This is a genomic window from Bifidobacterium imperatoris (assembly GCF_002860405.1).
In the GTDB taxonomy this organism is placed as follows: domain Bacteria; phylum Actinomycetota; class Actinomycetes; order Actinomycetales; family Bifidobacteriaceae; genus Bifidobacterium; species Bifidobacterium imperatoris.
In genome coordinates this window covers 1-26880 of record NZ_NMWV01000003.1, presented here as the reverse complement: position 1 = coordinate 26880, position 26880 = coordinate 1, and the positions used below count along the sequence as shown (strand labels likewise).

Below are 26880 nucleotides of genomic sequence, written 5' to 3'. Positions count from 1 at the left end.
CAGTGCACGCTTTTTGCGATAGGAGGGGATAGTTTCGCGCATATACGCCGAGACTGAGCCGGTATGCGTGCGAAGTAAAAGCAGCGGCGGCACCCCGTATATATGTCACATAAAACGGTTCTTGATGTAACGGGCAACGGCATCGATCACAGCACCACCAATACCGACCACTACCATCACGACGGCGGCTTTGCCCAGCGTACTGCCGGTAGAGACCAAAGCATTCTGCCAATCTGCAGCAAGAACTGCACCCGCGACAATAACCTGATCTACCATGATCGTTCGTCCTTTCCGTACGGCTTCGTCGTTCCCACCGCTTCAATTGCGGTAGGCCATCCATACACCTGTGTTTCAGCTTATTACCCAGAGCAATTGCCAAAATTTGCCATCAGACACCCGGACGCCCTTTGCCATTATTTGCCAGGCTGGATATTTCAGTTATCCACATTCGAGTTATCCACAGAAGCTCGAACCACATAAGTCGATTCAGGTGGCGCAGAAATTCGCTCTTCGTTAGCGTGGCACTATGAACAGCACACCTCCATCTGGAGTATTCGAAGATGAGCGCATCCTCGGCCATGAGGCGGAGTATCGCCAGCCGAGGCACACAATCATTACCGATACTTCAAGTGCAACCATGCACGAAAATCTTGCTCAACAAAAACGTGACACCATCAAGCGCTGCACCGACGCCGCGCAGCAAATCAAACAACCCTTGCTCTTCGGCATGACCACATCATTGCTACTGCAATCAGTACCCGTACCAAGCGGATGCGCTATGGACGCTACCGTTTTGCATACCGTATCCAGCTCCCACAGGAAAAGATTGCGAACTGTAAGTCTGCCAACAGTCCCACATGTTTGGAAGCCGCTTCACATGGCCAGGAATGTACGCATCAACAAATACGTATATGCATTAGATTTAGTGCACACTTGGGCACAACTCGCATCGCATTGCTCACTTGAATCTCTCATAATCCTCGCAGACGCAATCATTACCGCAATAGCACGGCAACCAAACCTGGCTCACGGGCGAAACCCCGAAGGCATACAGCGAGACATGGCCGCATGCATAAGAAACATGCCGAAGTTCAATGCGAAATCATCCTGTTTACTTGCATTGAAGTTCACGGCACCATACGTAGACTCCCCAAAAGAATCGGAGATCCGAATCACAACCACCAAATATGGACTTCCACAGTCCGTGACCAATTATGTGGTTCCAGGCATAACCTTCAAAAACGGCTCGCCTATAACGGTAGATTTGGCGTGGCCTGAGTTCCGCGTCGCAATCGAGTACGACGGCGACCAGCATCGCACCGACAAAGCACAATGGCGTCGAGACCAAGAGAAACGAGAGAAATTGCGGCATCACGATTGGGTTGTCATTATCGCAACCGCCTCGAATCTGGCCGACGAGCCGTCTCGAGCCGAGCTCGCTTATCATGCCGCCAGACAACTAACGTTACGAGGGGCTTCCACGAATTTCACCGTGACCGAAACTCCACTCGCGCAAATTGCTCAGCGCAAGCAGAAGCAATAGCTCAAAACTTGAGCACCAGGCTTGATCTCAATGCGCATATCCGTATATGTCCTGAACGAGGACCGGATATGACCAAGTTCATGTCTCGGTAGTTGTGTCAATCGATTAACGGGGCAACCGGGACATTTCCTGCTGTCCCGGTTCGCAATTACGCCCTTTTACAAGCAACCGAGACAATCTATATGACTATATTGCCTGAGCAACGAGAACACCAACAATCCAAAACGTTGAAATTTCAAGCTTTTTCTTTTGACGTGCGTAATCGAGTTGATTTGATTTAAGTCGAAATCTGTCTCGGTTCCTCAAAAAAGATTCAAAATGAATTACCGGGACAAGGAAAAATGGCACGGTTCGCGCATAAACCGGTTCGTTCGGCAACCGAGACAGCACTCACGTATTTCAGCAGATAACCTATGCCCTTAAAGCATAGATCTGCCTCCTAAGGGGGTATTAGATACCGTCGGCAGCGCGTCGGGCTTCATGCCAAAAAAGAAACCCGGCGTGAGAAGCGCCGGGTGAGAGAGAAGAGAGAAGAAGGGTTCAGTTATGGGGTTCGGAAACCTCGCCATCGGTATGAACTTCATCCGTTGACATGTTCTATATAACCGCCCATTCCTTGGCGATACGATGTGCTTTTCTGAGAGTTTTCTTGGCAAACTGTGTTGGCTTTGTAACGCTACCCATCACAACAGCGCCGATTGTCCAAGGAAACGGCAATCAGGCGAACACGCAGCCACTTTCGAGCAACAAAAATGCCGTGGAGCAGTAGCAGCATCCACGGCATTCGTTAGTTCGGTTCCAAAGAACTCGCTATATTGAGCCTCACTGAGCCTGCTCGGCAGCCAGCTTGGCCTTCTCTGCAGCCAAACGCTCAGCTTCAGCGGCGCGGCGAGCAGCCAGCGCCTCGTCGAAGCGAGCCAGTTCCTCTTCCACAGCCTCGGTCGGGATCTTGGCGAAGATCGGCTTCGGCTTCGGCACCACAGCGCCAACCTCAATAGGCTCGCTCTTCCACGGGTGCACGTTCACACCGAGCTTGTAGTCGCCGGTGATGATCGGGTACTTGAAGCCGGGCTTGTCGAGATCCTCGACTTCGCGCAGCTCAGGCAGCGGAGAGAACGTGCCGGTGCCGCCAAGAGCCTCCCACACCTTCTGAGCGGAATGCGGCAGGAACGGTGCGAGCAGGTGGTTCGCATCGGAGACAGCCTGGGCAGCCACATGCAGCACAGTACCGAGGCGAGCCGGGTCGTCCTTAATCTTCCACGGTTCGGTGGCGGAAATGTACTTGTTGATGTCGCCAACGATACGCATAGCTTCAGCCAGTGCGTGCTTCTGGTGATGGGACTCGATGGAGGAGCCGACCACGTCGAATGCGGCAGCGGTTTCCTCCAGCAGGCCGCGATCCTCGTCGGTCATGGAGTTCTCGTCCAAAGCCGGAATCTCACCGAAGTTCTTGTTAATCAGGTTGGCCACGCGGTTCACCAGGTTGCCCCAAGAGGAGGCGAGCTCTTCGTTGTTGTGACGCACGAACTCGGCCCAAGTGAAGTCAGAATCGGAGGATTCCGGACCAGCTACGGAAATGTAGTAGCGCACAGCGTCCACAGGGTAGCGGGCGAGAATGTCCTTCACGTAGATCACGATGCCGCGAGAAGAGCTGAACTTCTTGCCTTCCATAGTCATGAACTCGGAGGCCACAACCTGCTCAGGCATGTTCAACGGACCCATCGGGCCGGTTTCGCCGCCTTTGGAACCCTGACCGTTGTAGGCCAGCATTTCGGAAGGCCAGATCTGAGAGTGGAAGGTGATGTTGTCCTTGCCCATGAAGTAGTAGGCCGGGCAGCTCGGATCATTCCACCATTCGCGCCACTTCTCCGGATCGCCCTGGCGGCGGGCCCATTCGATGGATGCGGACAGATAGCCGATCACAGCGTCGAACCACACGTACAGCTTCTTGTTCGGGTTGTCGATCCAGTCTTTAACCGGCACCGGGATACCCCAGTCGATGTCGCGGGTAATGGCGCGCGGCTTAACTTCCTTGAACAGACCAAGGGAGAAGTTGATAACGTTGGTACGCCAGCCCTTACGGGTCTCCAGCCATGCCTTGTTGGCTTCGGCAAGCGCCGGCAGGTCAAGGAAGAAATGTTCGGTCTGTTCGAAGCGCGGAGTTTCACCGTTGATCTTGGAAACCGGGTTGATCAGCTCGTCCGGATCGAGCTCGTTGCCGCAAGCATCGCACTGGTCGCCACGAGCGCCTTCGGCGTGGCAGATCGGGCATTCGCCTTCAATGTAACGGTCCGGCAGGGTACGGCCGGTGGATGGGGAGATAGCCACCTGCTGGGTGCCTTTGTAGATGTAGCCGTTCTTCAGGCACTGCTTGAACATCTCCTGCACCACATGCTCGTGATTGCCGGTGGTGGTGCGAGTGAACAGGTCGTAGCTCAGACCGAGATCGCACAAATCCTTGGCGATCACGCGGTTGTAGCGGTTGGCTAGCTCCTGTGCGGAGAGGCCTTCCTTTTCGGCTTCCACGAGGATCGGGGTGCCGTGCTCATCGGTACCGGAGACCATAAGCACGTCGTTGCCCTTCATGCGCTCGTAGCGCGCGTAGACGTCGGACGGCACACCAAAGCCGGCGACATGGCCAATATGACGGGGGCCGTTTGCATACGGCCAAGCAACATTCACCAAAACATGACTCATAAACCCCGATTATCGGGCGTACAGGGGACACGCCGTTAAGCAAACAGCCCGGTGGGCTGTTTGTAGGCGTGTGCTCGACGACAGTCAAGCCAGAAAAACGCAGGCGAAGCCTGACCATAATTGCGGGACCACGCCGCATTAGGGACAGCCCAGTGGGCTGTCCAGCGAACGTGTGCTCGACGACAGTCAAGCCAGAAAGCCGCGGGCGAAGCCCGTCCTTACTCCCAGGACCACGCGAGTTATCCACCGTTATCCACAATCCGCGCGAACTGGCATAAGTTATCCACTTATCCACCGTTTTCGCAAAGTCGGTGGCGCTTACAACGAGATTGTGCCACGGTAAGGAGCATGAGCACTACATCTCGTTCAAAGACGAACGCCGCACGCATCATCGCGTCAACTGCCGCCTCCGCCGGAGTCACGCAGCCGACCATTCCGCCATTGCTGCATACCGGAGACCTGCCTGGCCCACTCAGCATGAACTGGCTGGCTGAATTCGGCACAGTCAGCAAGCTCGACGAATCCTCTGCGTATTGGTCTGAGCATGCCAGCACACTGTATGGGCGCGCTTCCATCGTCGCAGCAATCGCCCCATTCGGCACTGTGGCATGCACACGCACGGCCGCCTGGGTTTGGCTAGGCGGCACCGACTTCCCGGACACTATCGACGTTATTTCCACGTCTCATTTCCGATCATCATGCGCCGGGCGGCGAATTCGTGTATTCAAGCGGCTTACATTGCCGGAACAGATCATTAAAGTCGGCCCGTTGACCATTACCACGCCGGCACGAACCGCTTGCGATCTTGTTATGGCACCTGATGATGAGCCGGATCCATCAACCCTGAATAATCTGGTGTGTCAGCTCATGTCCGCTTATGAATTTCGCCCCAATGATTGCCTGCAGATCATCAAAGAACATCGGCATCATAAGTACGCAGGCCGCGCGCGGGAATTTTTTGATGCGATTCAGCGGGAAATCAATAATGTGACGGCGGGACGATATGTATGAGCAGTTGGCTGCAAACCATACAACAGCTGCCGGCTACCCGGCGACTGCGCAAACTGCAGCGCGCGCATCGGTTGCCTGAACCGGAAACTGAGACACAATCATCACCAATTGCAGACTTGACTACGCCTCCGGCTCCACCCATCGTTTTGAATCCTCAAGTGGCTTGTTCGCCAGATACGGATATTGACGTGCTCTGGCATATCGCACAGCATGTGCCGCAATTGCGTCGCTGGATTGTAGCGAATCCAGCCGCCGATGCCAGTCTGCTCGAATTCATCTCGCAGGCAGGTGGGCCAGGAGTTCGGCAGGCGTTGGAGGTACTGCTCGAATCGCTGGAAAATAATAGCGATGATGAATGAACGACTGTCAGCTCTTCATCTCAAGCACAGCCGCATACACTTGCTTGCGGTTTGCCAATGAACCGTCAGGCAGCGGATGCTCCTGCACTACTTGCGCAATCGCGTCTTTAATGCGCAATCCATCTTCCAATGCTCGGTCGATGGCCAGCACAGCCAAATCTTCAACGCTTAAGGAATTAGGCGCGGCGGCTTCCGCTTCCTCATCGGAAGCACCACCAATCACCAGTACCATTTCACCGCGCGGCGGCTCATCAATCACGCTTTGACGAATCTCGCCAATCGAACCGCGGCGCACCTGCTCATAATCTTTGGTGAGTTCGCGGCACAATGCCATCGGACGGTTCGGGCCGAACGCATCCAGCAGGTCATCCATCGAATCGGCGATGCGATGAGGCGTTTCATAGAACACGATGGTGCGACGCTCGGGCAGCAACGCGCGCAATGCCTGCACACGTTCAGAATGTTTGCGCGGCAGGAATCCTTCATAGCAGAAGCGATCAGTAGGCAGACCGGAGAGCGCGAGCGCGTCCAATACTGCAGAGGGACCGGGCGCACAGGTTACCGGCAGGCCGCGTTCGATGGCGCGGCGCACGATAGCAAGACCGGGATCGTTGATGGTCGGCATGCCCGCATCGGAAACCACGAGCACGGTTGCGCCGGTTTCCACTTGATCAAGCAAGCCATCGGCCTTGCTGCGTTCGTTGTGATCGTGATAGGCCACCACTCGACCGGATACGTAAACGCCAAGGCGACGGGCCAAATCGTAGAGTCGGCGGGTGTCTTCCGCGGCCACGATATCCGCACGTTCCAGCAGCGCTACTAGGCGGGCGGAAGCATCACCAATATTGCCGATAGGCGTAGCAGCAAGTACCACAGTGCCGGTTGGAATGTTTACCGCTGCAGCACGCGCATCCACCGCACTAGTTTCATTAGCCTGAGAGTCCGCGCTCTCAGCGGCATTTCCCGTGGCCAGCACCGTCTGCTCCTCAGCGGTCTGCTCAATCATCTCGTCTGCCATGTTCTCTGCGCTTGTCATATCTCCAGTATTCCCCACCCCACGGAGTTAATCGCTCGATTGACAATCACAATCAGAAATCAGAAGAAAAAAGAAAAGGGCCGCTCGCGGTGGAATGAATGCAAGCGACCCAAGTGGAGCTGACGGTAGTCGAAACCGCGACCTCTTCGATGCGAACGAAGCGCTCTACCAACTGAGCTACAGCCCCTTGGATTGTTGCCCTGCTGCGCAAAGCAACTCGCATAAATATAGTACGATGTGCCGTCAAACGCAATTCAAGGCCATGCGGCTTCCCCAACGGCATGCACGTTCTGGGAAGCCGTATGAGGCTCGGTGTTACTGTTCGAGTACCGTGAGCACTTTCTTCTCGTTGTAGAACGCGAACACAATGCCGCCCAAGCCGCACAATACCGCGGCGCATACGGCTGCGATACGGTAGCCGGCACCGGATGCCATGCCGATGGTGGAAACACCGGTGAACAGCAGCATGGCTACAGACTGACCCATTTTCATCGCAAAAGTACGGGCCGCATAGAACATGCCTTGGCGATCCTGACCAGTGGTCTTCGAACTGGCGTCCGCAATATTCGCCACGATGGCCTGCGGCAGAATACCGAACGCCGCCATCGGGATGGCACCCACCACCGAAAGAATCAAGCCCTGCGCCATTGCCGGCAGGAAGCCGAGAGCACCTGAACCAAGTGCGCCAGCGAAGGCAAACGCGCAGGTGAAAATCACAAAGGCCACCAGCAGCAGCCTCTTCTTGCCGACCTTATTGGCCAAAATATTGACCGGCACATAGAACAGCACGGAAACGCCAGTCATCAGTACGAAGTATATGGTCGTAGTGGTTTCCGGCAGCTTCAACAAACTCGTGACGAAGAACGGCAGGCCGGTTTGGAAGGTGGTGATGGCCACCCAGTACACCACGTCCGAGCAGACAAATTTACGGAATTCGCCGTCGCCAAAGGTCTGCTTCAGGGATTCAATCGTGGATTCAGAGGTTGGCTGGGAGTTGACGTAGTCCTTCTCACGAATGGCGAGTGGCGGCACCAGCATGCACACGAACGCCACGGCGGCCATGATGGTGAAGGTCACACGAATGGCAGTGATGCGACCGAGATCTGGCACCAATCCACCCCAAATCACTGGCGCAACATAAGCGATGGCAGTGCCGGCCACCCAGGTGAATGAAATCGCGGTGGAGATGGTGAGCTGCTGCTTGGAATCATGCCCAAGCTCGGCGATCAACGCGTTGTATGGGGTGCAGTAGAACGTAAGCGCAATGTAGTAGCCAATCACAGTGACGAACAGGAACGCGCCATTAATCCAGCTTGTGCCATTAATCGGGCTCCAGAACACGAGCACGGTGATGATGGCCAGCGGTGCGGCCGCAAATTTCAGAAAAGGCATGCGGCGGCCGGCTTTGGCATTGCACCGGTCGGAGAGTGAGGCTACAGCTGGGTCTACGAATGCGTCAAAGAATCGCGCGAACGCGGTAATACCGCCCACCACGGTCACGATGCCGAGTACTACCAAGCCTTGAGGCACGAATACAGTTTGGCCTTGTGAGATGGTTTCCTGATCAGGCTGATAGAAGTACACAAGCCAGTTTGAAATGATGCCAGAAAGTAGCGCCCAGCCGAACTGGCCGACCGCGAACGCCCATACTTTGGCGATGGGTAAGTCTTTGATTGTCGAAATCGCCGATGCACCGGCTTGCGCATCAATGGAAATTCGATCAGAACCGCTCATAGCCAAACCTCCTTGTTGACGCTATGTCAATAGCAGTGTATCACTGCAAATTCAGCCAACACTCATGCCCATTACGATAGTAGCCATGACCAGTCTCGATGAACAGCTGCCGTACACGATGGCATTCCCGCACGCCCTTGGCACAGGGCTGATAGTGCAATCCACAGCATCCGCAGAAACCCCCATTACTGTGCCCCCACTGTTGTTCAGCGGCAACGATGCGGCTGCATCAGAGTCCAACTCCGACCAAACTATCTCGCTGTACGATGCCATCGACATCTTCATTGACATCTACGAATCCGCACTTTCCCGTTTCCGACCGCATTCGCCGGTGTCTCAGATGCGCACGGCCGAGCATGGCGGCGCGTTTGATTTTCCCGATTGGTGCACCGGCTTGTTCGATTTGTATGACCGACTGTTTGAAGCCACCGAGGGGGCCATTGACCCGTGCGTTGGCGAGGATTTGATTCGTCTGGGCTATGACGCCGAATATTCGTTTACCGTTGCGCCAGATACTTTGGGGAATGATGGTGGGCATCTCGGCTCGATTCATGGCCGCCCAACATGGCGCAATGACGTGGAACGCCACGGCACTACGCTGGTCACACACCGCCCGGTCGCGCTTGATTTTGGCGCATGCGGAAAGGGATATCTAGTGGATTTGATTGCGGGAGTACTGGCATCGCATACTGATGCCTTTGTGATTGACGCGGGCGGCGATTTGTTGATTCACATGGCCGAGCCCGTCACCATTGCACTTGAGGATCCGGCAGATCCGAGTAGTGCAGTGGGCACAGCAGCTGTGAGCGATGGCGCATTCTGCGCAAGCTCACCCAGCCGCCGCCATTGGGGCGAGGCGGCCGGGCATCAGCTGCATCATCTCCTCAATGCCATCGATGGGCTGCCTGTCGATGACGTTGCGGCCACATGGGTTGCTGTAAATCAATTCGACGGCAGCGTGTCACGTCCAACCGCCATCGCCGACGGCTTGGCCACCGCCCTATTCACTACTCCAGCCGAGCAATTACGCCGGTATTTTGATTTTGATTGCGCGATACTCCGCGCTGACCGCGCCGCCGCCCAGTCCCCAAACTTCCCGGGCGGCTTTTTCACGGCATAAATGGGAGGAACGAGAGTGCAACGACCGGTTTTGCGGCCTCATCCCCAGTCTTAATGTCACACCAATGCAAATACACCCAAATTGCAGTCGCATGGCACATCCGCCCGCATAAACTCACCGGATTTCAGCGATTTTTGCGCCACGCCTCTGTAATTAGGGCTCAAATGGCGCTGCTGTGGCACGCGGCAATGCCACAGCAGCGCAAATCGGCCCTCAATGCGCTACCGTGGCGCACAAATTCCATCAGCTGGTGAGAGTGAACTGGGAGTTGTAGAGATCAGCGTAGAACCCGCCCGCCGCAAGCAGCTCCTCATGAGTGCCGCGCTCAATCACGTCACCGTGGTTCATGACGAGAATCATGTCGGCGTCGCGAATGGTGGAGAGTCGGTGCGCAATCACGAACGACGTGCGGCCCACGGTTAGCGCATCCATAGCCTTCTGAATCAGCTCTTCCGTGCGAGTATCCACGGAAGAGGTCGCCTCGTCGAGAATCAGGATCGGGGCATCCTGCACCATTGCGCGAGCAATCGTCAGCAGCTGCTTCTGACCCGCCGAGAGCGAAGACTTATCGTCCAGAACCGTGTCATAGCCTTGCGGCAAGGAGCGGATGAAGTGGTCCAAGCCGACAGCCTTGCAAGCGTCCTCAATCTGCTTATCGGTCACGCCTGGCTGCGCGTATGCGATGTTTTCACGAACTGTTCCACGGAATACCCACGTGTCCTGCAGCACCATCGAGAACTGGTCGTGCACATTCCAACGCGGCACGCTTGCGGTGTCCACACCATCAATGGAAATCGAGCCCCCGGAGATTTCGTAGAAGCGCATCAAGAGGTTCACCATCGTGGTCTTGCCCGCGCCGGTCGGACCCACGATGGCCACCTTCTGGCCAGCCGCCACGGAGGCCGAGAAATCATGGATAATCGGCTTGCCCGGCTCATAGCCGAACTGCACATGGCTGAATTCCACGTCGCCACGAACCTTATGCCCATCCGACCCCAGCAACGCCGGCTTGGCGGATTCGTCGGCCATTTCCGGCTCCTCGAGGAAGCCGAACACGCGCTCGGCGGCGGCCGCGCAACGCTGCAGATTCTGGAAGGCCTGCGCAAACTGGGAGAGCGGCTGGGTGAACAGGCGGATGTACATCATAAACGCCACGATCACGCCGAATTCAATCTGCCCATCCATAGCGAGCGCCGCGCCCACCACGCACACCACCACGTAGCCGAAGTTGCCCACAAAGTTCATGAGCGGCATCATCAGGCCGGAGAGGAACTGCGACTTCCAGCCGGATTCGTACAGATCCGCGTTGTACTTCTCAAAGCGGCGAATCGAATCAGCTTCGCCGTTGTACGCCTTCACAATCACGTGCCCGGCGTACATCTCCTCCACGTGACCGTTCACGTCACCCAGTGCAGCTTGCTGCTGCGCGAAGTACTTCTGCGAAGCCTTCATAATCAGCATCATCAAGACCATACCGAGCAGACTGGCTCCGATGGCGCACAGTGTCATGATTACGTTGTTGTAGAACATCATGACGAGCGCACCCACGAACAGTGTCACCGAAGTAATCAGCGAGCCGAGGCTCTGCCCCAGCGTCTGGCCGATGGCGTCCACATCGTTGGTGATGCGGGAAAGTACGTCGCCGTAGCTGACTTTGTCGAAGTACTTGAGCGGCAGTTTGTTGATTTTGATGGAGATGGATTCGCGCAAACGTTGGGCCGTGCGCTGGGTGACGTTGGCCATCATCCAGCTTTGGATGTAGCTGAGCACGGCGTAACCCACGTACAGGGCGACCAGCAGCCAGGCGATGCGCCCGACTTCAGCGAGGTCGATCGCACGCATGACCGGACGTCCGTTCACGATGGCGGGCAGGCCTTTGACGATGGCATTGGTCATGTCTTTGAGCTTGTCTGGCCCGATGATTTGGCAGACGGTGCCGGCTGCACCCAAGATGAGTGCGATGATGATGACTGGAATGTAGTTACGGCAGTAGGCAACGAGTTTGCCCATGACTTTGCCGAAATCATTGGGCTTTTCGACCGTGCGTCCTGCGCCCGGCCCGTGCCCCATAGGTCCTCTTGGCATTGGTAAGTCCTTTCGTTGACTCTTTTGGTCAGGCCATCAGCTCGGCTTTGCTGAGCTGGGATTCGGCAATCTGCTGGTAGACCTCGCAGGTTTCCATGAGTTCTTTGTGGGTACCTTGGCCGACGATTTTGCCGTCGTCCAGCACTACGATCAGGTCGGCGTTCATGATGGTGCCGATGCGCTGGGCCACGATGAGTTTGGTGGAGTCCTTGGCTTCGCAGGCAAGCGCTTCGCGCACTTCGCGGTCGGTTTTGAAGTCCAGCGCGGAGAACGAATCATCGAAAATCAGGATTTCCGGGTGACGATAGACTGCACGCGCGATGGAGAGACGCTGCTTTTGGCCGCCGGAGACATTGGAGCCGCCCTGTGCGATCGATGCTTCGAATCCGCCGTCCATACGGTTGACGAATTCACTGGCTTGTGCCACGTCGGCAGCCGCTTTGATGCGGCTCATCTGTTCCGCGGATATGCCGGCACGTTCGGCAGCCTTGGAGTCGCCCGGCTTGTCGCCGTAGCTCACATTGGAGGCCACAGTGCCTTTGAACAGCACCGACTGCTGAGGCACGTAACCGATCTTGTCACGCAAGGTCTTGAGGTCGTAGTCACGAACGTCCACACCATCGACCAGCACCTGGCCTTGGGTGGCATCGTAGAAACGCGGTACCAGATTGATCAGCGAGGATTTGCCGGAACCGGTGGATCCGATGAACGCGACCGTCTGTCCGGCTTTGGCGCTGAAGTTGATGTTCTCGAGCATGGCTTCGCGCGAATCCGGGTAGGTGAAGCTCACGTTCTTAAACTCCACCGCGCCACGCTGACCAGTTTTGGCGATGTCGGCGGCGGCTTTGGTGCAGTTTTCCACCATCGGCTCAGTATCGAGTACTTCGAGCACACGCTGTGCGGAAACATCGGCACGCGGCCAGAGCACGAACACCATGCTCATCAGGAGGAAGCTCATGATGACCTGCACGGAATAGTTGGAGAAGACCACCATGTTGGAGAACAGAGTGAGCTTATCGGTAAGCTCGGCGGCATTGATGAGGTAGGCGCCAATCCAGTAGACGGCGAGCATCAGGCCGTTCATGATGGTGTTCATTAGCGGCATCATGAACGCCATAGTCCGGTTGGTGAACAGCTGGGTTTCGGTGAGCTCCTTGTTCGCCTTGGTGAACTTGGACTCCTGATAATCCTCGGCATTGTAAGCGCGCACAACCTTGAGACCGGTGAGGTTCTCACGGGCGACAAGGTTGATGTTGTCGGTGAGGGTCTGCATAGCCTTGAACTTGGGCATCACCATTGCCATCATCACAGCGATGGCGACCAGCAGAATCACGACGGCGATGCCGGTGGCCAGCGTCCATTCGAAGCCTTCGCCTGCGATTTTGGCCACGGCCCAGACCGCCATGATCGGCGATTTGACGATAAGCTGCAAGCCAACAGTAATGAACATCTGAATCTGTGTGATGTCGTTGGTGGAGCGGGTGATGAGGCTCGCGGTGGAGAAGTGGTTCATTTCGGCCGGGCCGAATGATTCGACCTGGCGGAATTCCAGTGAGCGCAAACGTTGCGTGAACGAGGAGCCGACGCGTGCAGCGATGTAGCCGGTGATGATGGCGCATGCTACGGAGCCGAGTGATATGAGCAGCATTTTGCCGCCCGCAATCCAAATGTCTTGCATATTGCTGCCCGGTGTTTCAACCAGCGTGGTGATGTCCGCCATGTAGTCGGGCAGTTTCAGGTCGAAGAAGACCTGCCCCACGATGGTCACCAGTGCGAGCAGCATCTGGCCTATCTCCGCTTTAGAGAGATATTTCATGATGCGAAGCATTGTTTCCCCTTGCGTTGTTGATTATTGAGATTGCTGCCCCAGGGAAGCAATCAAAAGTACTTGATTATTTCTAGTATTTATTACTTACACTGTAAGATATTATGCGTGACTGAATGACATCCAAAAATTCACTATGAGCAGAATCAGGATGCGCTTAGCCTGCGATGAATGGCGTTACGCGTGCTTTACGAATCTCTGGAATCCTTCTCGAACGCCTTGCGCACTTCCTCAGGAGTAGGCCGAGGCTTGCCCGGCTTGCATAGCGACATGTAGACGGAGAATTCGCGCGCCAAGTCCACGAATTCTCGCGTGCGCCGCTCCCCCATCTGCGAGAAAATCCAGCAAATGGCGCTACGCATCTCCTGCATGTCCTTACGCCCACGCTCCCGGCCCGCATCAGTGAGCTCCACGCGCACTGCACGACGATCTTGAGGATCCACAGACCGCACAATCTGGCCTTTTTTCTCCAATGCGGACAGAACCGCGGAGATGCGTCCACTCGTCACATGCATGGCATCGGCAATCTGCGAGGGAGACGAGGTGCCCCGATGGGCCAGCATGCGAATCACAAAGGACTCACCCGCACCATGATTGAGGTCGCGCTGCACCTGAGACCGGTGGCACCACACATCGCGCCACAGCTCATCCACCGCCTCTTCCTCATAGCCCACGGTATGCCTCCTTTGCATACAGAACCGTAAATACACAATCCAGATGCAGACGCAGCCATTACTGAGCTCAGCACCACACCGCCCGCAACCGCCACCAATAATATCTCACACTATAAACAAAAGTGTATAAGATGCAGCATTGCTGTTCCGCATGTCTCAATAAGCACCCACAACCACACATCCAAGGCAGAAACGCCTTATTTTCTAGCGTTTGTAACGAACTACGTCTATGCTGAAAGCTACATGATGGCGCTGAAGCCATCTCCAATGAAGGGGGACCATGATGAATCGTACTCATAAGGTGCTGCTCTGCAGCATAGCCGGCTGCACACATGAAGCAGAAGAAGCAGGCATGTGCAATATGCATTTCACGTCTGCACTGGTGCATGGAGCATTGCAGTACTCGGCTCGCCCAGTACACAGCTGACCCGGCAAGCATATCAATCGCAAACAAAAATCGGCCTCACGAACGAACGTGAAGCCGATTTTTATGAGCGTAACAAGCTAGCAGGTTTACTTGCTCAACGCTTCCTTCAAATCGCGGTTCTGGAAGCGGTCGTGCAGCAGGCAGTACCCGCCGAACACCACCAGCCATACCAAGCCGGCGATGGCGGAACCTCGCGTATCGTCCGCGAGGAACAGCGTGCAGTAGACGAACACAAAGAACGCGATCGCCAAGGTATTGAGCACCTTCCAAGCCGGCATCACGAAGCCGTCGGCGATGAAGTCGGCGGAGCGACGGTACTTGCGGTGAGCCACCATTGTGAGCACGTAAATGAATACGATCACGGCGCTGGAGGCGGAGGCGAACAGCACGAACGCGCTGGAAATGCCAGGAATCGAGTTGATGATCGGAGAAAGCAGAATCAGTGCCGCAGACACCAGGATTGCGCGGGCCGGAACTTGGCGCTTGGAGACCACGCCGATCTTCTGGAATGTAGGCGATTCGGAGTCTGCAGCCAGCTGGTAGAGGTGGCGCCCAGCGGAGTACAGCAGCGAGTTCAACGCAGAAGACGCTGCAGTGATCACCACGAAGAACACGAGCGCGGCAGCCCACTTGAGGCCGGCATACTGGAACACCATGATGAACGGGGATGCGAAGGAGCCGTCCTTGTTCGGCTTGAACGTGGTCCACGGCACAATCGCCATAATGGCCAGCAGTGCGCCCACGTAGAAGATGAGCACGCGGATAATGATCTCGTTCACAGCCTTCGGCAACACCTTGCGCGGGTTCTGCGTTTCGGAAACGGTCACACCCACGAACTCAATCATTTCGTAGGCATAGAACACCATCTGGAAACTCATCAGGAAGCTCAGCCAGCCGTTCGGCGCAATCGAGAAGTTATTGGTGATGTTGTCGAGTCCAGCATGGCCTGCAGGCGAAACACCGTCTTGACCAGTGATTTGCACGGCATCGTAATGGTAGCCAATCACCACCATGACCACAGCGGTGGCAATCATCGCGCAAATCAGGGTGATTTTAATCATCGAGAACCAGAATTCAGCCTCACCGAACGCTTTGACGGCAATCAAATTAATAGTCACGAGCGCCGCAAGGAAGCACAGCTCAATCAGCCACTTCCAATGCGAAAGATCCATACCGAACGTATCGAAGAATGTGATGAAATACGTCGAGACGGCCGTGATTTCGCTCATGCCGATGAGCACAAGCACAATCCAGTACGACCAGCCGGCGAACTTGCCCCAACCGTTGCCAAGGTAGCGGGTGATGAAGTTGATGAACGTGTGCTGGCTCGGGTCGCGGTACATCAGCTCGCCGATGGCGCGCATCAAAAGGAACATGATGATGCCCACACCGATGTACACGAACACGATGCTCGGACCAGTCAACGCAATCGATTTGCCCGACCCCAAGAACAGGCCGGTACCGATGGTGCCGCCGATGGCGATGAACTGTACGTGGCGATTGTTCAGGCCTCGAGCCATCTCATTGTTGTGATCCAAGCTTTCTACGGATTTAAGCTCGCCAGAACCGCTGCCCGGAGCGTTTGCCGCGCTAGTAGTACCGCTGCTGGCGGCTGTTTTCGATTCGACCATGCGTATGTTTCTCTTCCTGGCGTTTGGCTGTTCCAGCCTCGCCCGCTTGTTCAATGCAAGTTCAAACTTTAGCACCATGCCGTTTACCAGTGCGATACATGAGTTCAAGCAGCGATATTGGCGTATGTCAGCAATTGCAAAAAGTTCAATTTCCAGCTTCATAAATTGAACTTTTTATGATTGAACGTATCTTCGCCGTCCATGACAACCCATGCTGGCGCGCAATCGTAATCAAATCGGCTTACAATGGCCCGCATTGCGCATATTGGCGGGCTGCACGATGGCATAGCGCCATATATACGCGAGCATGAGAACTGAGAGAAACAGGAATCACTATGAGTACGAATGAAGCGCCCAGCACCAAGCCGCGCGAAACCGACGACGTGCCAGTGCCGGCAACGTTGCGTAAATCCTTGAAAAACCGCCATATTCAGCTGATTGCCCTCGGCGGTGCCATCGGCACCGGCCTGTTCTACGGCTCCAGCGAATCCATCGCGTTGGCAGGCCCATCCATTCTGCTGGCCTACTTAATCGGTGGCTTTGCAATCTTCATGATCGTGCGCGCGCTGTCCGAAATGTCGGTGGAAGACCCGAAGGCCGGCGCATTCAGCTACTACGCCACCCGCTACTGGTCCAAGCGAGCCGGCTTCATCTCCGGCTGGAACTACTGGTTCAACTACATTCTGGTGTCTATGGTGGAGCTGGCCGTGGTGGGCAGCTTCGTGAACTATTGGTTCCCAGCTATCCCGACGTGGGTTTCGGCCGCCGTGTTCCTGGTTTTGATTACCGCAGCGAACCTGCTCGGTGTCTCCAAGTTCGGCGAATTCGAGTTCTGGTTCGCCATTATCAAGATTGTGGCTGTGATCGCCATGATTATCGGCGGCCTCGCCGTGATTGTGTTCGCCTTGCCTACCGCATCTGGCATCAAGGCAAGCTTCGCTAACTGGTTCACCGTGGGCGGCGGATTCTTCCCGAATGGTCTGATGGGACGCGCTTCCGATGGCTCCTGGACCGGCCTGCTGATGGCTTTGGTCGTGGTGATGTTCAGCTTCGGCGGCACCGAGCTGATCGGCATCACCGCAGGTGAGACCGAGGGCCCGCGCACCACGATCCCACGCGCCACTAACGACATCATTTGGCGAATCCTCGTCTTCTACATCGGCGCTCTTGGCGTGATTATGGCCGTGGTGCCGTGGAACACCATCGATGGCAAGTCCAGCCCGTTTGTGCAGATTTTTGATTCCGTGGGCATTCATGCAGCCGCCGGCATTTTGAACTTCGTGTGCCTCACCGCCGTGATGAGCGTCTACAACTCCGGCCTGTACGCCAACTCCCGCATGCTGTACTCGCTGGCCAAGCAGGGCAACGCGCCCGCATACCTGGGTCGTTTGAATTCCAAGGGCGTACCGGTGGCCGGCGTGCTGACGTCCGCCGTGATTACCGCGATTGCTGTGGTCGTGGTGTTCGTCTGGCCTGAGTTTGCGTTCAACTATCTGATGTCAATCGCCACGATCGCCGGCATCATCAACTGGACGATGATCATGTTCACGGAGATGAAGTTCCGCAAGGTGGTTGCCGCTGGTGGAGCCCCTGAGGATACCGAGCTGTCTGGCAAGTCCGGCCAGGAAGCGCTGGATTCCATTCACTTTAAGCTGCCGTTCGCCAAAGTGACCCCGTGGGTCGTATTGGCGTTCCTCGCACTTGTGGTGGTGCTGATGTGCTTCTCCGCCAGCTACCGCGTGGCCGTCATCGCCGGCGTGATCTGGCTGGCCATCCTGTTCGTGGCCTATCAGCTGACGCAGGCTAAGAAGTAATTTATGGGTCTCTCTTGTCTCGGTAGCGCAATTGCCTGATGAGTTGCGCTACCGAGACAAGATTTTCGGCCCCGGTAACGCAATTCCAGCGCTTACAAGCTACCGAGACAAAATACGCAATTATGCCGTCAAATACGGCTTGAAGACGCGTTCGGTGATGGGCACATGAATCATCAACATTGATCCGTAGCCCAGCACCACCAACAGAAATAATCCACCGGGCATATAGAACCAGCTGGCGACCAGTAATGCCACGAATACTGCATCGATAGCCACCAAAATCATCGTGGCAATAATATGGGAGATACCGAAGATAAAGGCGTTCTTCAATGTGCCGCCCACCGTATTTTCGAATCGAGCCTGCAGTGCGAACACCCATTCAAAACCAATAATCCACAGGATGCTCAGCGCAAACTTGGGCACAAGCAGTGGCGTAATCTGCAACACAATCCACGAATAAACCAGTCCGATAAGTACGACTAAGAACGGCAGCCACAACAGTGTGGCTTTAGCGAAGTTCGATTTGAATGCCTTGAAGTAGTTTGCGGCGACACCTTTGCCTTCGCCCTCCAAGGCTTTGCGGCTGGCACTCTGCCCGGCGGCGAGCGCAGCTCCGATGGTGAAGATGGGGATGGAAGTGACCAACATTAGGAGATTGACGAGTACGCCGTCCACCAGATTGCCCCACGCACGCATAAATTTGGAATCGGGCGCAAGCCAGTTCATCAAGTCTCCTTTTAGCCGTTATTAAATACGTACCTCTTGCATTATGACGCTACACGTCAGCGCCACATCATCAACGCGCAAGAAATTCCGGAAATTACTGGCTATCTCCCGAATTTCTTGCACTGACAGCCGCTCACTACAAGAAATTCGGGAAAGCAACCCTATTCTCCCGAATTCTTTGCACTGACTAATGCTCAACGCAAGAAATTCGGGAAGATGCCTCTATTTACCCGAATTTCTTGCGCTCGGCCAACGACTAAGCTCAGTCCTTAGCTCAGCCCTTGACGGCCCTGCAATTACGGACTCGCCTATGGCGAGGCTCAACATCACCTTCGCTCGGCTACCGCCTCGCTCAGGCTGGGGCTTGGGGAAAGTCCACCGGACTTCCCCCTAAGGGATGATGACACTAGTCATCATCCCTTAACAGCCCCAGCCATAACACCGCTCACAATGTACTTCTGGCAGACGAGGTAGAAGACGATGATCGGGATGATGGCGAGCACCAGGCAGGCCATCATGGCGCCCATATCCACAGAACCGTAACCACCCTTCAAGTACTGCACGGCCACAGAGATGGTCTTGTACTTGCCGAGGTCGAGAGTCAGGTACGGCAGCAGGTAGTCGTTCCAGATCCACATGGCTTCAAGGATGGCCACGGACACAATCGACGGTTTCATAATCGGCACCACGATTTGGAAGAAGATGCGCGGTACTGAAGCACCATCGATCATGGCGGATTCCTCAAGCTCTTGCGGAATGCCCTTAATCACACCGGTGAAGATGAACACGGCCAGGCCGGCGCCGAAACCGAGGTAAACGATGCACAAACCCCACGGAGTGTTGAGCTTCAACATATCGGCAATCTTGGAGAGGGTGAACATCACCATCTGGAACGGCACAATCATGTTGAACAGGAACAACGTGTAGAGCAACTTGGCTGCCCAATTGTTCACGCGCACAATCCACCATGCGCACATCGACGTGCACACCAAAATCAGCACCACAGAGCCCACGGTGATGAGCAGGGTCCAGCCGAAGGATGCGAAGAACTGTGTGGTTTCAACACCACGCGTATAGTTTTCGAATCCCACGAATGCCTTGCCGGTCGGCAAGGAGAATGCGTTCTTGGAGATGTACGCCTTCTGCTTGAAGGAGTTGATCAAGACCAGAACAATCGGGAAAATCCAGAAGAGTGAAACGACGGTAAACAGAGCAGTCCAGACCGGGCCATGCTTCACGGGCTTGTTCTCGTTCATCAGGCTGCCACCTCCTTGCTCGTGGTGAGCTTGTTCTGAATAAGTGCAATGATCGCCACCAGGATGAAGAACAGCACAGCCTTTGCCTGGCCGACGCCTTCCCAACCCATGCGGCCGTAGAAGGTACGGGTGATGTTCAATGCCAAACCTTCAGACATGTTGCTTGGTGCGCCGTTGGTCAAAGCGAGGTTCTGATCGTAAAGCTTGAAACCGTTGGTCACGGTGAGGAAGGAGCACACGGTGATGGACGGCATCATCAGCGGGATGATGATGCGGAACATAGTCTGGGTACCGTTCGCGCCATCTACGGCAGCTGCCTCAAGCACGTCGGTGGGCAGCGCTTGCAGGCCGGCGATGTAGATGATCATCATGTAGCCGATTTGCTGCCAGCACACCAGAATGACCAAGCCCCAGAAGCCGTAGGAAGCCTTGTAGGTCAGGGCGCGACCCCAGTGGGCGAGCACGCCGTTCAGGAGCAGCAGCCAAATGTAGCCCAGAATGATGCCGCCGATGAGGTTCGGCATGAAGAACACCGAACGGAAGATTGTGGAGCCCTTAATGGCCTTGGTCAGCATGTAGGCGATGGCGAATGCAACCACGTTGATCACAATGGTGGTCACGATGGTGAACGCCGTAGAAAAGCCAAGAGCATGCAGGAATTCCGGATCCTTCAGCGCTTTGGTGTAGTTCTTCAACCCTACGAATTCACCGTCGGTAACCGTGGTGAACTCACAGAAGCTCAGGTACACGCCCATGATGAACGGCACCAAAAATCCGATAATGAATGCGGCAAACGTAGGTAGCGCGAATAGCGCCCACCACCTGCGTATCGCCTTACCAGCCATGCTGATCATGACTTTCCTCCTCCTTGAGTCCGCTGCACTACATCGTGCGTCGAAGCGGAACATTCTCAGTATCAGCCCGCCGAACGGGTACTGATCGCTCAGTCTCGCCCTTGTTCAAGCCTACGAATATCGTAAATGCTGCACAGCAATATGTCAAACGTTGTCATTTATCGCGTTTCCCAGCTTTGTCAATCACTTGCATAGACTACCTTTTCAGTCCATAAAACGGCTTATTTAAGCCATTTTCTTTATTATTGATTCGGTATTACAAACGTTTGCAATACAATCGTTTTCATCTTCTTGTCGTATGGAAATCACATGTACACTTAAGAAGTCGAATCCAAACCAGTTTCCTCACGCAAAGGGGCACGAATGTCCACGAGCATCCAAGACGTCGCACAACAAGCCGGGGTTTCCATCTCCACCGTCTCCCGCTCGTTCACCAGACCGGACCTGGTCTCGGCCAAAACCCGCGAGCGCGTGCTGGCTATCGCAGATAAATTGAATTTCTCACTCTCCCGCTCTGCAGCCGCACTGAAATCCGGTCGTTCGCTGCGCATCGCAGTGCTGATGAGCGGCCACATTCGCTTGTGGTTCACCGCTTCCGTGATTGAAGGCCTCAACGAAGTGCTTCACGCGGAGGGATACGATATTTCAATCTTCCAGATCTCCAGTATTGAGGAACGCAAGGAATTCTTTGAAATGCTGCCCGTGCGCCGCAATGCGGACGCCGTGATTGTGGTGTCGTTCGATATCGACAACAATGAAATCGCACAGCTTGCTTCAGTGGATGTGCCAATTGTCGGCATCAACTCGGTTGATGCACAAGCCCGCGGATTCACCGCAGCCGTCAACATTGATGATGCACAAGGCTCTACGCTGGCCGCGCGCCATCTGGTTACTCTTGGACACCGCCGCATTGCGTATATCAGCACGGATCGCGAGATTTCACTGAGCTTCTCCGTGCAGAGCCGATTCAACGCCTTTACCGCCTGCTGCCGCAAGGAAGGCATCGAGCCGCAGGTCAACGTCTGCAAGGTGAATGCGGACGGTCATTATGAAATCAGCGATGTGGTCACTCAGTTGATGAGTTTGGATGAAATGCCCACTGCCATCGCCTGTCAGGAAGATGGTATTGCGCTTCCGCTGCTGTTCCAGCTGGAACGCAACGGTTTCTCCGTGCCTGGCGATGTATCGCTTATCGGCTATGACGACAGCTTCTACACCGACGACATTGGTCTGACTACGATTCGACAGGATCCAGTGGATATGGCACGCAAGGCCGCCCGCATGACGCTTGATCTTATCGAGGAGAAGACCATCGAGCAACCGTTCGTAAGCTGTCCGGCGCATCTGGTGGTTCGCGCGTCAACGTCGCGCGTTAAGTAGACGCACAAAACCTACCATCCCTCCCATGACTGACGGTTTTTGAACGCTGACTGTAGGTTTCCCAACACTGACTGTAGGGATTTATATAAAGACTGTAGGTTTTTGGACGCCAACTGTAGGATTTCCAACGTTTTTTGTTCAAAAACCTACAGTCAGTGTTAGAAAACCTACAGTCTTTCATCTGGCTCTTCCGCTTAACAACGCCCAACAACCCCGTCTAACAACGCGTGTGGGCCCGTCGTTCATTCAGAGCGACGGGCCCACACGTTTAAGGAGAAGGAGACACATGAAGTGGAGTAAGAGAATGGGCGGCATCTCATGCGAAGGAGGGGAAAGGCACAAGGTGCCGCCGTTTTTTCAGTTATTAATGTTCAGTTATTGCAGTTATTGCGACTCTCACAGTTGTTGATTAGGCGATTCGGGGGAATCACCCAATCAACTCAGTGAAAAACTCAGTGAGAAGCTGCGTACTCGGAAGCCCAACCGTCCACGAAGGCGGTCTTCACAGCATCCCAGTTGCCGGTGCCCTGAGCGTACTCGAGCAGAGCCTGGCCGACCTTGTTCTTCCACTCTTCAGACGGCATCATGGTGAAGTTCCAGGAGACCTGGGTCTTGCCGGACTTCTGATCCGCAACAGCGGCCTCGGTCAGCGGGTTATCGAACTTGACGTCGTCGAAGGTCTTGAACGGGGTGGTGAAGCCCATGTCCTGAGAAAGGGCCTTCTTGCCGGCGTCGGAGGTAATCACCCAGGAGAGGAAGTCCTCAGTGGCCTTCTTGTCGGCATCGGAAGCCTTGTCGTTGATGCACCAGTAGTTCTCGGAACCAGTGGCCAGGCCTTGCTTCTCTTCGCCCTTGACGCCGATGTAGATCGGCATCATGCCCACGGATTCGGCCTTCATACCGGCCTTCTGCAGGTCGGTCCAAGCCCAAGTACCGTTCTGATAGAAGGCGGCCTCGCCGAGTGCGAACTCGGAGTTGGCATCATCGCCGGTCTTGGCGCTCAGCTGAGTGCGATCAGTGGTGGAGTCGGTGATGTACAGATCGAAGATCTTCTTGTAGTTCGGCAGGTAGGTTCCCTTGATGGTGGCCGGCTGCTCAGTGACCTTGTCCTTCTGGAACTCGTAGTAGAGCGGCAAGTTGGCCAGGTGGGTCTTGAAACGCCAGTCGGAGCTGGAATCGAAGCCAGCGGAGGTGAACGCACCCTGAATGCCGAGCTCATCCTTGCGGGCCTGCATGTCGTCAGCCACGGCCTTCAGCGTATCGAAGTTGTCAATCTCGTCGATGGACGTGGCCTTGGCACCGTCCAGAGCGAAGTACTTGTTGAGGATGTCCTTGTTGTAAATCAGGCCGTAGGTTTCCATCACGTACGGCACGCCCACAACCTTGTCGCCATCCTTCAGAGCCACATTCTGGTTGGTGAGCTCCTTGTAGATGTCAGTGTTCGAAAGATCAGCGGTGTAGCGCTTCCAGTTCTGGTAGCCAACCGGGCCGTTGACCTGGAACAGGGTCGGGGCTTCGGTCTTGGCGATTTCGGACTTCAGGGTCTGCTCATAAGTGCCGGAGGCTGCGGTCTGCACCTTGACTTCTACACCCTTTTCCTTGGTGTATTCCTTGGCCAGAGCAACCCACTGATCGGCGGCTTCCGGCTTGAAGTTCAGGTAGTAGACCTTGCCCTTGGCGTCATCGCCGGAAGTGGAGCTTCCGCAGGCAGCCAAAGTGCCCAGAGACATTGCAGCAATAGCCGCTACTGCAACCGCAGACTTGATTGTGCGATTCATCTTCGAACCTTTCTCTTTCATCGAGGCTTCCAATCGGGTTCCGGTTAGAAGCGATGCCGTTAGCAGCACCTTCACAACTATCGACATGCACTATTGTGCAACGGTTTGCTTCTTTTTGCAAACGATGGCATTACCGGCGCGCCTAAATTGCATTAAAGAACCTCGGCGAACGCATAAATACTGAAGAAACACTAATTTTTCAAGGGTTTATTACAAAGCTCTAGAATGCAAGCGTTCGCAATAAATGAGAGCGCAAACATAGACAAATCACATAAAAATGACTACGTTCTCGTCAACTATCGGCACTTACCGCCATCGTTTGCAATCCAAGCCGCTAAAATCCGTCACATCCCAGCAATACCTACGCATACGAGCACAGAAGAAGCATTGCAGACAGCACCCCTTTCGCATTGCCCCTCGCGCAAATGCAGAAAACAACCACCTCAATACAGCAAAAGCCCGCCTATACAGCGGGCTTACGAATTCACGCGAGCACAAATGCACAACGGCCACATACACTAGCGCGCGCAGCAGCCGCGCACACCGATCAGCGCGCAGCACTACATAGCAGCATCACAATCAAGCGTTCCACCGCTCAATCACATGATCGCCTTTGTATACGCTCAGCACCGAATAATGCGCAGTATCAAGACGCAGCAGGCGCGCGAAATGCGGATCCACACCCAGCCACTGCGAGGTCAGAATACGCAGAATATGGGCATGCGCCACCAGCAGCACATTATGGCCGCTCTCCAGCCGAGGCAGCACCTCGTCAATAGCGCCCTTGGCACGAGCAGCAGCCTCGTCCAAGGTCTCACCCTCGCCATTGTGCACGGGAACCCGCTCGCCGGAAGGCAACGTCTCCACCCAGTCCCCCTCCAAATCAGGGTTCAGTGAGCGCGGCCCATCGCGCCAAATATCCCATGTAAAGCCGCTGGCTTCGCTCACCTGTTGGCGTGTGCGTCCCTCAGCTCGACCGTAATCCCATTCGGCAATGCCATCGAGCACACCACAACCTTCGAATCCGGCCAATTCAGCGGTCTGGCGAGCGCGCTTAAGCGGGCTGGAGAACACACAATCCGGCGCAAACCCATCCGGGAAAGCCTCACGCAAGCGCTCCCCCGCGTCCACGGCCTGCTGACGGCCAACTTCGGTTAGCGGAATATCCGTGCGACCTGTATGCTGCCCGGATTCGCTCCACACGGTTTGCCCGTGGCGCAACAACACCAAAAAACCTGACCCACCACGAGATGATTCAACGGCGACGGTGCCATTCACATTCTGTTCGCTCATGCCTCCACTGTAGTCTTCGTCAGGCCGAGACTCTACCCACGCCACACGCCTTTTATGATTCAGTATGATTCGACTGTGTTTTAGACTGGTGACTATGAGTGATGAACCGAACTCCGCATTTTCCACTGAAGCCGATCAGGTGGTCCAGGGGCTGCACCGCGTCGACGATGCCGTCAACGCTGCACGCGAGCGCAGGCTCAGTGACCCGGATTCATTGGGAGATAAGCTCATCAAGTCCGCAGTACCGACTGTGGCTGGTCTTATTGCCGGCAAAATGCTGCAAATGGTGTGGAACAAGGGTGTGGCCCGCCGCAATATTCGTAAAGGACTTGCCGCCGATGCACCTCAGGGCTTCCTGCTGAGTTTGGCGTTCGCTGCAATCTCTGCAGCATTTGGAGCCGTGGTTTCCCAGCTTTCCGATCATAGTTCTCAAGCATTTGTGGACCGCATGCATCGCAAGGCCGGCAAGTAATTCGCTCTGAGAGCATCCACATGTTCAGGCGCGGCCCTGCGTGCAACAATTGCAGGTATGGTTACTAATTCCACTATTGAGACGCTGCTGAACCGTCGTTCCATTCGTAAGTTCAAGGATGAGGTCATCGATGCCGATACCGTTGCCACTCTTGAAACCGTTGCCCAGCATGCTGCATCCAGCCAGTTTCTGAATGATTGGTCTGCCATTCGCATCACCGATCCAGAACTCAAGGCCAAGATGGCTGAATTCGGCCATCAGCCGTATATCGCCACAGCTCCACTGCTGTACGTGTTCGTAATCGACGAGCACCGCAACGCCCGCATTGCTGAGCGCAAGGGCATCAATCCTGCGTCTGATGCATTCCACTTGAAGTACAGTTATCGCTTCACTCAGGCGCAGAATGACGCCGTGCTGGCACTGCATGCGATGGAAACTGCCGCTTATTCGTTGGGGCTCGGTTGCGTGATTCTTGGTTCGATTCTGAACGATATTCCGGGTGTTATCGACGCACTGAAGCTGCCGAAGTACACGTATCCGGTGCTGGGCTTGGCTATCGGCAAGCCTGATCAGGAGCCGGCATTGAAGCCGCGTATGCCGCGTGAGATGCAGTTCTTCGAGAACATGTATCCGGCTGATGATGCAGCTACTGATACTCTTACCGCACTCGATGATTTCGATGCCGAAGTGCATCAGTACTACGATTTGCGTCAGACCGACCGCCCGGTGGACGCATTCAGTGATCAGATTGCCACGGTCAGCGGTCAGGATGTCAGCCGCCAGACACTGCTGCCAAAGGCCGCAGCACAAGGCTTCGAACTGGATAAGTAGAGAGATAAATAATATATAAGCCCAACAATGTAACCTCATGCTCCAGTGTTCGGTCTCATTGTGTGAGACCGCACACTGGATGTCCCCTCAGCCGCGTTCTAACGATTTCCCTAAGTAATCCGTTGCTGTTGTATTCGCCTTAAGCGTGGAAATCGACCAATCGGTGCAAACATTTATTGCGTATACGCTGACTGTTTCGTTTGGCAATATTGGTAAAACTGCTGCATATCAGAGGATAACGTAGTTAGCGGCGACGAGGCTTATAGCCACGTTTGCGGCTGTGAGGCTTTAATTCTTGGTTGAGTGGCACATGCTTGTAGCTAAGTTGTGGATC

General features: G+C 55.1%; 22 protein-coding genes and 1 tRNA gene. 9 read left to right on the top strand and 14 right to left on the bottom strand.

Going from position 1 to position 26880, the window contains the following annotated elements:
• Positions 1–105: 105 nt before the first annotated feature.
• The gene (locus Tam1G_RS11565; protein ID WP_156099610.1) at positions 106–276 is read right to left on the bottom strand and encodes a hypothetical protein; all 171 of its coding nucleotides are present in this window, start codon (positions 274–276) and stop codon (positions 106–108) included.
• Positions 277–526: 250 nt separating this feature from the next.
• Here Tam1G_RS11565 and Tam1G_RS00905 point away from each other — a divergent pair, with 250 nt between their 5' ends.
• Positions 527–1543, top strand: a complete 1017-nt coding sequence (locus tag Tam1G_RS00905; protein ID WP_081890116.1) for a hypothetical protein — start codon at positions 527–529, stop codon at positions 1541–1543.
• 822 nt (positions 1544–2365) lie between these two features.
• Here Tam1G_RS00905 and metG read toward each other — a convergent pair.
• Entirely contained in the window at positions 2366–4240 is a 1875-nt protein-coding gene (metG, locus tag Tam1G_RS00900; RefSeq protein ID WP_033891918.1) for a methionine--tRNA ligase, read from the bottom strand.
• A gap of 348 nt (positions 4241–4588) precedes the next feature.
• On the opposite strand from metG, the gene Tam1G_RS00895 reads away from it, so the two are divergent.
• Both Tam1G_RS00895 and Tam1G_RS00890 read left to right on the top strand, forming a co-directional pair.
• The gene (locus Tam1G_RS00895; RefSeq protein WP_033891916.1) at positions 4589–5251 is read left to right on the top strand and encodes a hypothetical protein; all 663 of its coding nucleotides are present in this window, start codon (positions 4589–4591) and stop codon (positions 5249–5251) included.
• The gene (locus Tam1G_RS00890; RefSeq protein ID WP_237746146.1) at positions 5248–5610 is read left to right on the top strand and encodes a variant leucine-rich repeat-containing protein; all 363 of its coding nucleotides are present in this window, start codon (positions 5248–5250) and stop codon (positions 5608–5610) included. The genes Tam1G_RS00895 and Tam1G_RS00890 overlap by 4 nt, the downstream gene beginning before the upstream one ends.
• 7 nt (positions 5611–5617) lie before the next feature.
• Here Tam1G_RS00890 and rsmI read toward each other — a convergent pair whose 3' ends face one another.
• From rsmI to Tam1G_RS00875, 3 genes are all read right to left on the bottom strand, one after another.
• On the bottom strand, positions 5618–6646 hold the full coding sequence (gene rsmI, locus Tam1G_RS00885) for a 16S rRNA (cytidine(1402)-2'-O)-methyltransferase (protein WP_033891915.1): 1029 nt from the start codon (positions 6644–6646) through the stop codon (positions 5618–5620).
• Between the two features lie 114 nt (positions 6647–6760).
• A tRNA-Ala gene (locus tag Tam1G_RS00880) sits at positions 6761–6833 on the bottom strand.
• A 128-nt stretch (positions 6834–6961) separates the two neighbouring features.
• Positions 6962–8380 (bottom strand): MFS transporter, encoded by a 1419-nt coding sequence (locus Tam1G_RS00875; protein WP_033891914.1) that lies wholly within the window; start codon positions 8378–8380, stop codon positions 6962–6964.
• 85 nt (positions 8381–8465) lie between these two features.
• Here Tam1G_RS00875 and Tam1G_RS00870 point away from each other — a divergent pair, with 85 nt between their 5' ends.
• Entirely contained in the window at positions 8466–9500 is a 1035-nt protein-coding gene (locus Tam1G_RS00870; protein WP_033891913.1) for an FAD:protein FMN transferase, read from the top strand.
• 243 nt (positions 9501–9743) lie between these two features.
• Here Tam1G_RS00870 and Tam1G_RS00865 read toward each other — a convergent pair whose 3' ends face one another.
• The 3 genes from Tam1G_RS00865 to Tam1G_RS00855 all read right to left on the bottom strand — a co-directional run bounded on the left by Tam1G_RS00865 (position 9744) and on the right by Tam1G_RS00855 (position 14084).
• Positions 9744–11585 carry an ABC transporter ATP-binding protein gene (locus Tam1G_RS00865; RefSeq protein ID WP_051917543.1) on the bottom strand — a complete coding sequence of 614 codons (1842 nt, stop codon included), beginning with the start codon at positions 11583–11585 and terminating at the stop codon, positions 9744–9746.
• 28 nt (positions 11586–11613) lie between these two features.
• Positions 11614–13413: an ABC transporter ATP-binding protein gene (locus Tam1G_RS00860; RefSeq protein ID WP_101625127.1), complete on the bottom strand. Its 1800-nt coding sequence runs from the start codon at positions 13411–13413 to the stop codon at positions 11614–11616.
• Between the two features lie 185 nt (positions 13414–13598).
• Positions 13599–14084 (bottom strand): MarR family winged helix-turn-helix transcriptional regulator, encoded by a 486-nt coding sequence (locus tag Tam1G_RS00855; RefSeq protein WP_033891910.1) that lies wholly within the window; start codon positions 14082–14084, stop codon positions 13599–13601.
• Between the two features lie 280 nt (positions 14085–14364).
• Between Tam1G_RS00855 and Tam1G_RS11560 the strand changes: the two genes are divergently transcribed.
• Entirely contained in the window at positions 14365–14511 is a 147-nt protein-coding gene (locus Tam1G_RS11560) for a hypothetical protein (protein ID WP_156099609.1), read from the top strand.
• Positions 14512–14597: 86 nt separating this feature from the next.
• Here Tam1G_RS11560 and Tam1G_RS00850 read toward each other — a convergent pair whose 3' ends face one another.
• Positions 14598–16142: an amino acid permease gene (locus Tam1G_RS00850; protein ID WP_101625126.1), complete on the bottom strand. Its 1545-nt coding sequence runs from the start codon at positions 16140–16142 to the stop codon at positions 14598–14600.
• Positions 16143–16477: 335 nt separating this feature from the next.
• Between Tam1G_RS00850 and Tam1G_RS00845 the strand changes: the two genes are divergently transcribed.
• Positions 16478–17956, top strand: a complete 1479-nt coding sequence (locus Tam1G_RS00845) for an amino acid permease (protein WP_033891909.1) — start codon at positions 16478–16480, stop codon at positions 17954–17956.
• Positions 17957–18076: 120 nt separating this feature from the next.
• Here the strand turns inward: Tam1G_RS00845 and Tam1G_RS00840 are convergent, their stop codons facing one another.
• The 3 genes from Tam1G_RS00840 to Tam1G_RS00830 form a co-directional block, all read right to left on the bottom strand.
• Positions 18077–18682, bottom strand: a complete 606-nt coding sequence (locus Tam1G_RS00840) for a DUF624 domain-containing protein (protein ID WP_033891908.1) — start codon at positions 18680–18682, stop codon at positions 18077–18079.
• A 413-nt stretch (positions 18683–19095) separates the two neighbouring features.
• Positions 19096–19938, bottom strand: coding sequence for a carbohydrate ABC transporter permease (locus Tam1G_RS00835; protein ID WP_033891907.1), 843 nt, complete (start codon positions 19936–19938; stop codon positions 19096–19098).
• Positions 19938–20792, bottom strand: a complete 855-nt coding sequence (locus tag Tam1G_RS00830) for a carbohydrate ABC transporter permease (RefSeq protein ID WP_101625125.1) — start codon at positions 20790–20792, stop codon at positions 19938–19940. Before Tam1G_RS00830 ends, Tam1G_RS00835 begins: the two co-directional genes overlap by 1 nt.
• 363 nt (positions 20793–21155) lie before the next feature.
• Between Tam1G_RS00830 and Tam1G_RS00825 the strand changes: the two genes are divergently transcribed.
• Entirely contained in the window at positions 21156–22172 is a 1017-nt protein-coding gene (locus Tam1G_RS00825; protein WP_101625124.1) for a LacI family DNA-binding transcriptional regulator, read from the top strand.
• A gap of 452 nt (positions 22173–22624) precedes the next feature.
• Here the strand turns inward: Tam1G_RS00825 and Tam1G_RS00820 are convergent, their stop codons facing one another.
• Both Tam1G_RS00820 and Tam1G_RS00815 read right to left on the bottom strand, forming a co-directional pair.
• Positions 22625–23971: an ABC transporter substrate-binding protein gene (locus Tam1G_RS00820; RefSeq protein WP_101625123.1), complete on the bottom strand. Its 1347-nt coding sequence runs from the start codon at positions 23969–23971 to the stop codon at positions 22625–22627.
• Between the two features lie 558 nt (positions 23972–24529).
• Positions 24530–25243 (bottom strand): histidine phosphatase family protein, encoded by a 714-nt coding sequence (locus tag Tam1G_RS00815; protein ID WP_033891902.1) that lies wholly within the window; start codon positions 25241–25243, stop codon positions 24530–24532.
• 94 nt (positions 25244–25337) lie between these two features.
• Here Tam1G_RS00815 and Tam1G_RS00810 point away from each other — a divergent pair, with 94 nt between their 5' ends.
• Both Tam1G_RS00810 and Tam1G_RS00805 read left to right on the top strand, forming a co-directional pair.
• Positions 25338–25715 (top strand): DUF4235 domain-containing protein, encoded by a 378-nt coding sequence (locus tag Tam1G_RS00810; protein ID WP_033891901.1) that lies wholly within the window; start codon positions 25338–25340, stop codon positions 25713–25715.
• Between the two features lie 57 nt (positions 25716–25772).
• A complete protein-coding gene (locus Tam1G_RS00805; RefSeq protein WP_033891899.1) occupies positions 25773–26546 on the top strand; it encodes a nitroreductase family protein in 774 nt (257 codons plus the stop codon).
• Positions 26547–26880: the final 334 nt, after the last annotated feature.

Coding starts and splice junctions, on each gene's coding strand:
- Tam1G_RS00905 (WP_081890116.1), top strand. CDS start 527: ATGAACAGCACACCTCCATCTGGAGTATTCGAAGATGAGCGCATCCTC.
- Tam1G_RS00860 (WP_101625127.1), bottom strand. CDS start 13,413: ATGCTTCGCATCATGAAATATCTCTCTAAAGCGGAGATAGGCCAGATG.
- Tam1G_RS00835 (WP_033891907.1), bottom strand. CDS start 19,938: ATGAACGAGAACAAGCCCGTGAAGCATGGCCCGGTCTGGACTGCTCTG.
- rsmI (WP_033891915.1), bottom strand. CDS start 6,646: ATGACAAGCGCAGAGAACATGGCAGACGAGATGATTGAGCAGACCGCT.
- Tam1G_RS00845 (WP_033891909.1), top strand. CDS start 16,478: ATGAGTACGAATGAAGCGCCCAGCACCAAGCCGCGCGAAACCGACGAC.
- metG (WP_033891918.1), bottom strand. CDS start 4,240: ATGAGTCATGTTTTGGTGAATGTTGCTTGGCCGTATGCAAACGGCCCC.
- Tam1G_RS00830 (WP_101625125.1), bottom strand. CDS start 20,792: ATGATCAGCATGGCTGGTAAGGCGATACGCAGGTGGTGGGCGCTATTC.
- Tam1G_RS00870 (WP_033891913.1), top strand. CDS start 8,466: ATGACCAGTCTCGATGAACAGCTGCCGTACACGATGGCATTCCCGCAC.
- Tam1G_RS00810 (WP_033891901.1), top strand. CDS start 25,338: ATGAGTGATGAACCGAACTCCGCATTTTCCACTGAAGCCGATCAGGTG.
- Tam1G_RS00895 (WP_033891916.1), top strand. CDS start 4,589: ATGAGCACTACATCTCGTTCAAAGACGAACGCCGCACGCATCATCGCG.
- Tam1G_RS11565 (WP_156099610.1), bottom strand. CDS start 276: ATGGTAGATCAGGTTATTGTCGCGGGTGCAGTTCTTGCTGCAGATTGG.
- Tam1G_RS00825 (WP_101625124.1), top strand. CDS start 21,156: ATGTCCACGAGCATCCAAGACGTCGCACAACAAGCCGGGGTTTCCATC.
- Tam1G_RS00850 (WP_101625126.1), bottom strand. CDS start 16,142: ATGGTCGAATCGAAAACAGCCGCCAGCAGCGGTACTACTAGCGCGGCA.
- Tam1G_RS00805 (WP_033891899.1), top strand. CDS start 25,773: ATGGTTACTAATTCCACTATTGAGACGCTGCTGAACCGTCGTTCCATT.
- Tam1G_RS00875 (WP_033891914.1), bottom strand. CDS start 8,380: ATGAGCGGTTCTGATCGAATTTCCATTGATGCGCAAGCCGGTGCATCG.
- Tam1G_RS00840 (WP_033891908.1), bottom strand. CDS start 18,682: ATGAACTGGCTTGCGCCCGATTCCAAATTTATGCGTGCGTGGGGCAAT.
- Tam1G_RS00815 (WP_033891902.1), bottom strand. CDS start 25,243: ATGAGCGAACAGAATGTGAATGGCACCGTCGCCGTTGAATCATCTCGT.
- Tam1G_RS00820 (WP_101625123.1), bottom strand. CDS start 23,971: ATGAAAGAGAAAGGTTCGAAGATGAATCGCACAATCAAGTCTGCGGTT.
- Tam1G_RS11560 (WP_156099609.1), top strand. CDS start 14,365: ATGATGAATCGTACTCATAAGGTGCTGCTCTGCAGCATAGCCGGCTGC.
- Tam1G_RS00865 (WP_051917543.1), bottom strand. CDS start 11,585: ATGCCAAGAGGACCTATGGGGCACGGGCCGGGCGCAGGACGCACGGTC.
- Tam1G_RS00890 (WP_237746146.1), top strand. CDS start 5,248: ATGAGCAGTTGGCTGCAAACCATACAACAGCTGCCGGCTACCCGGCGA.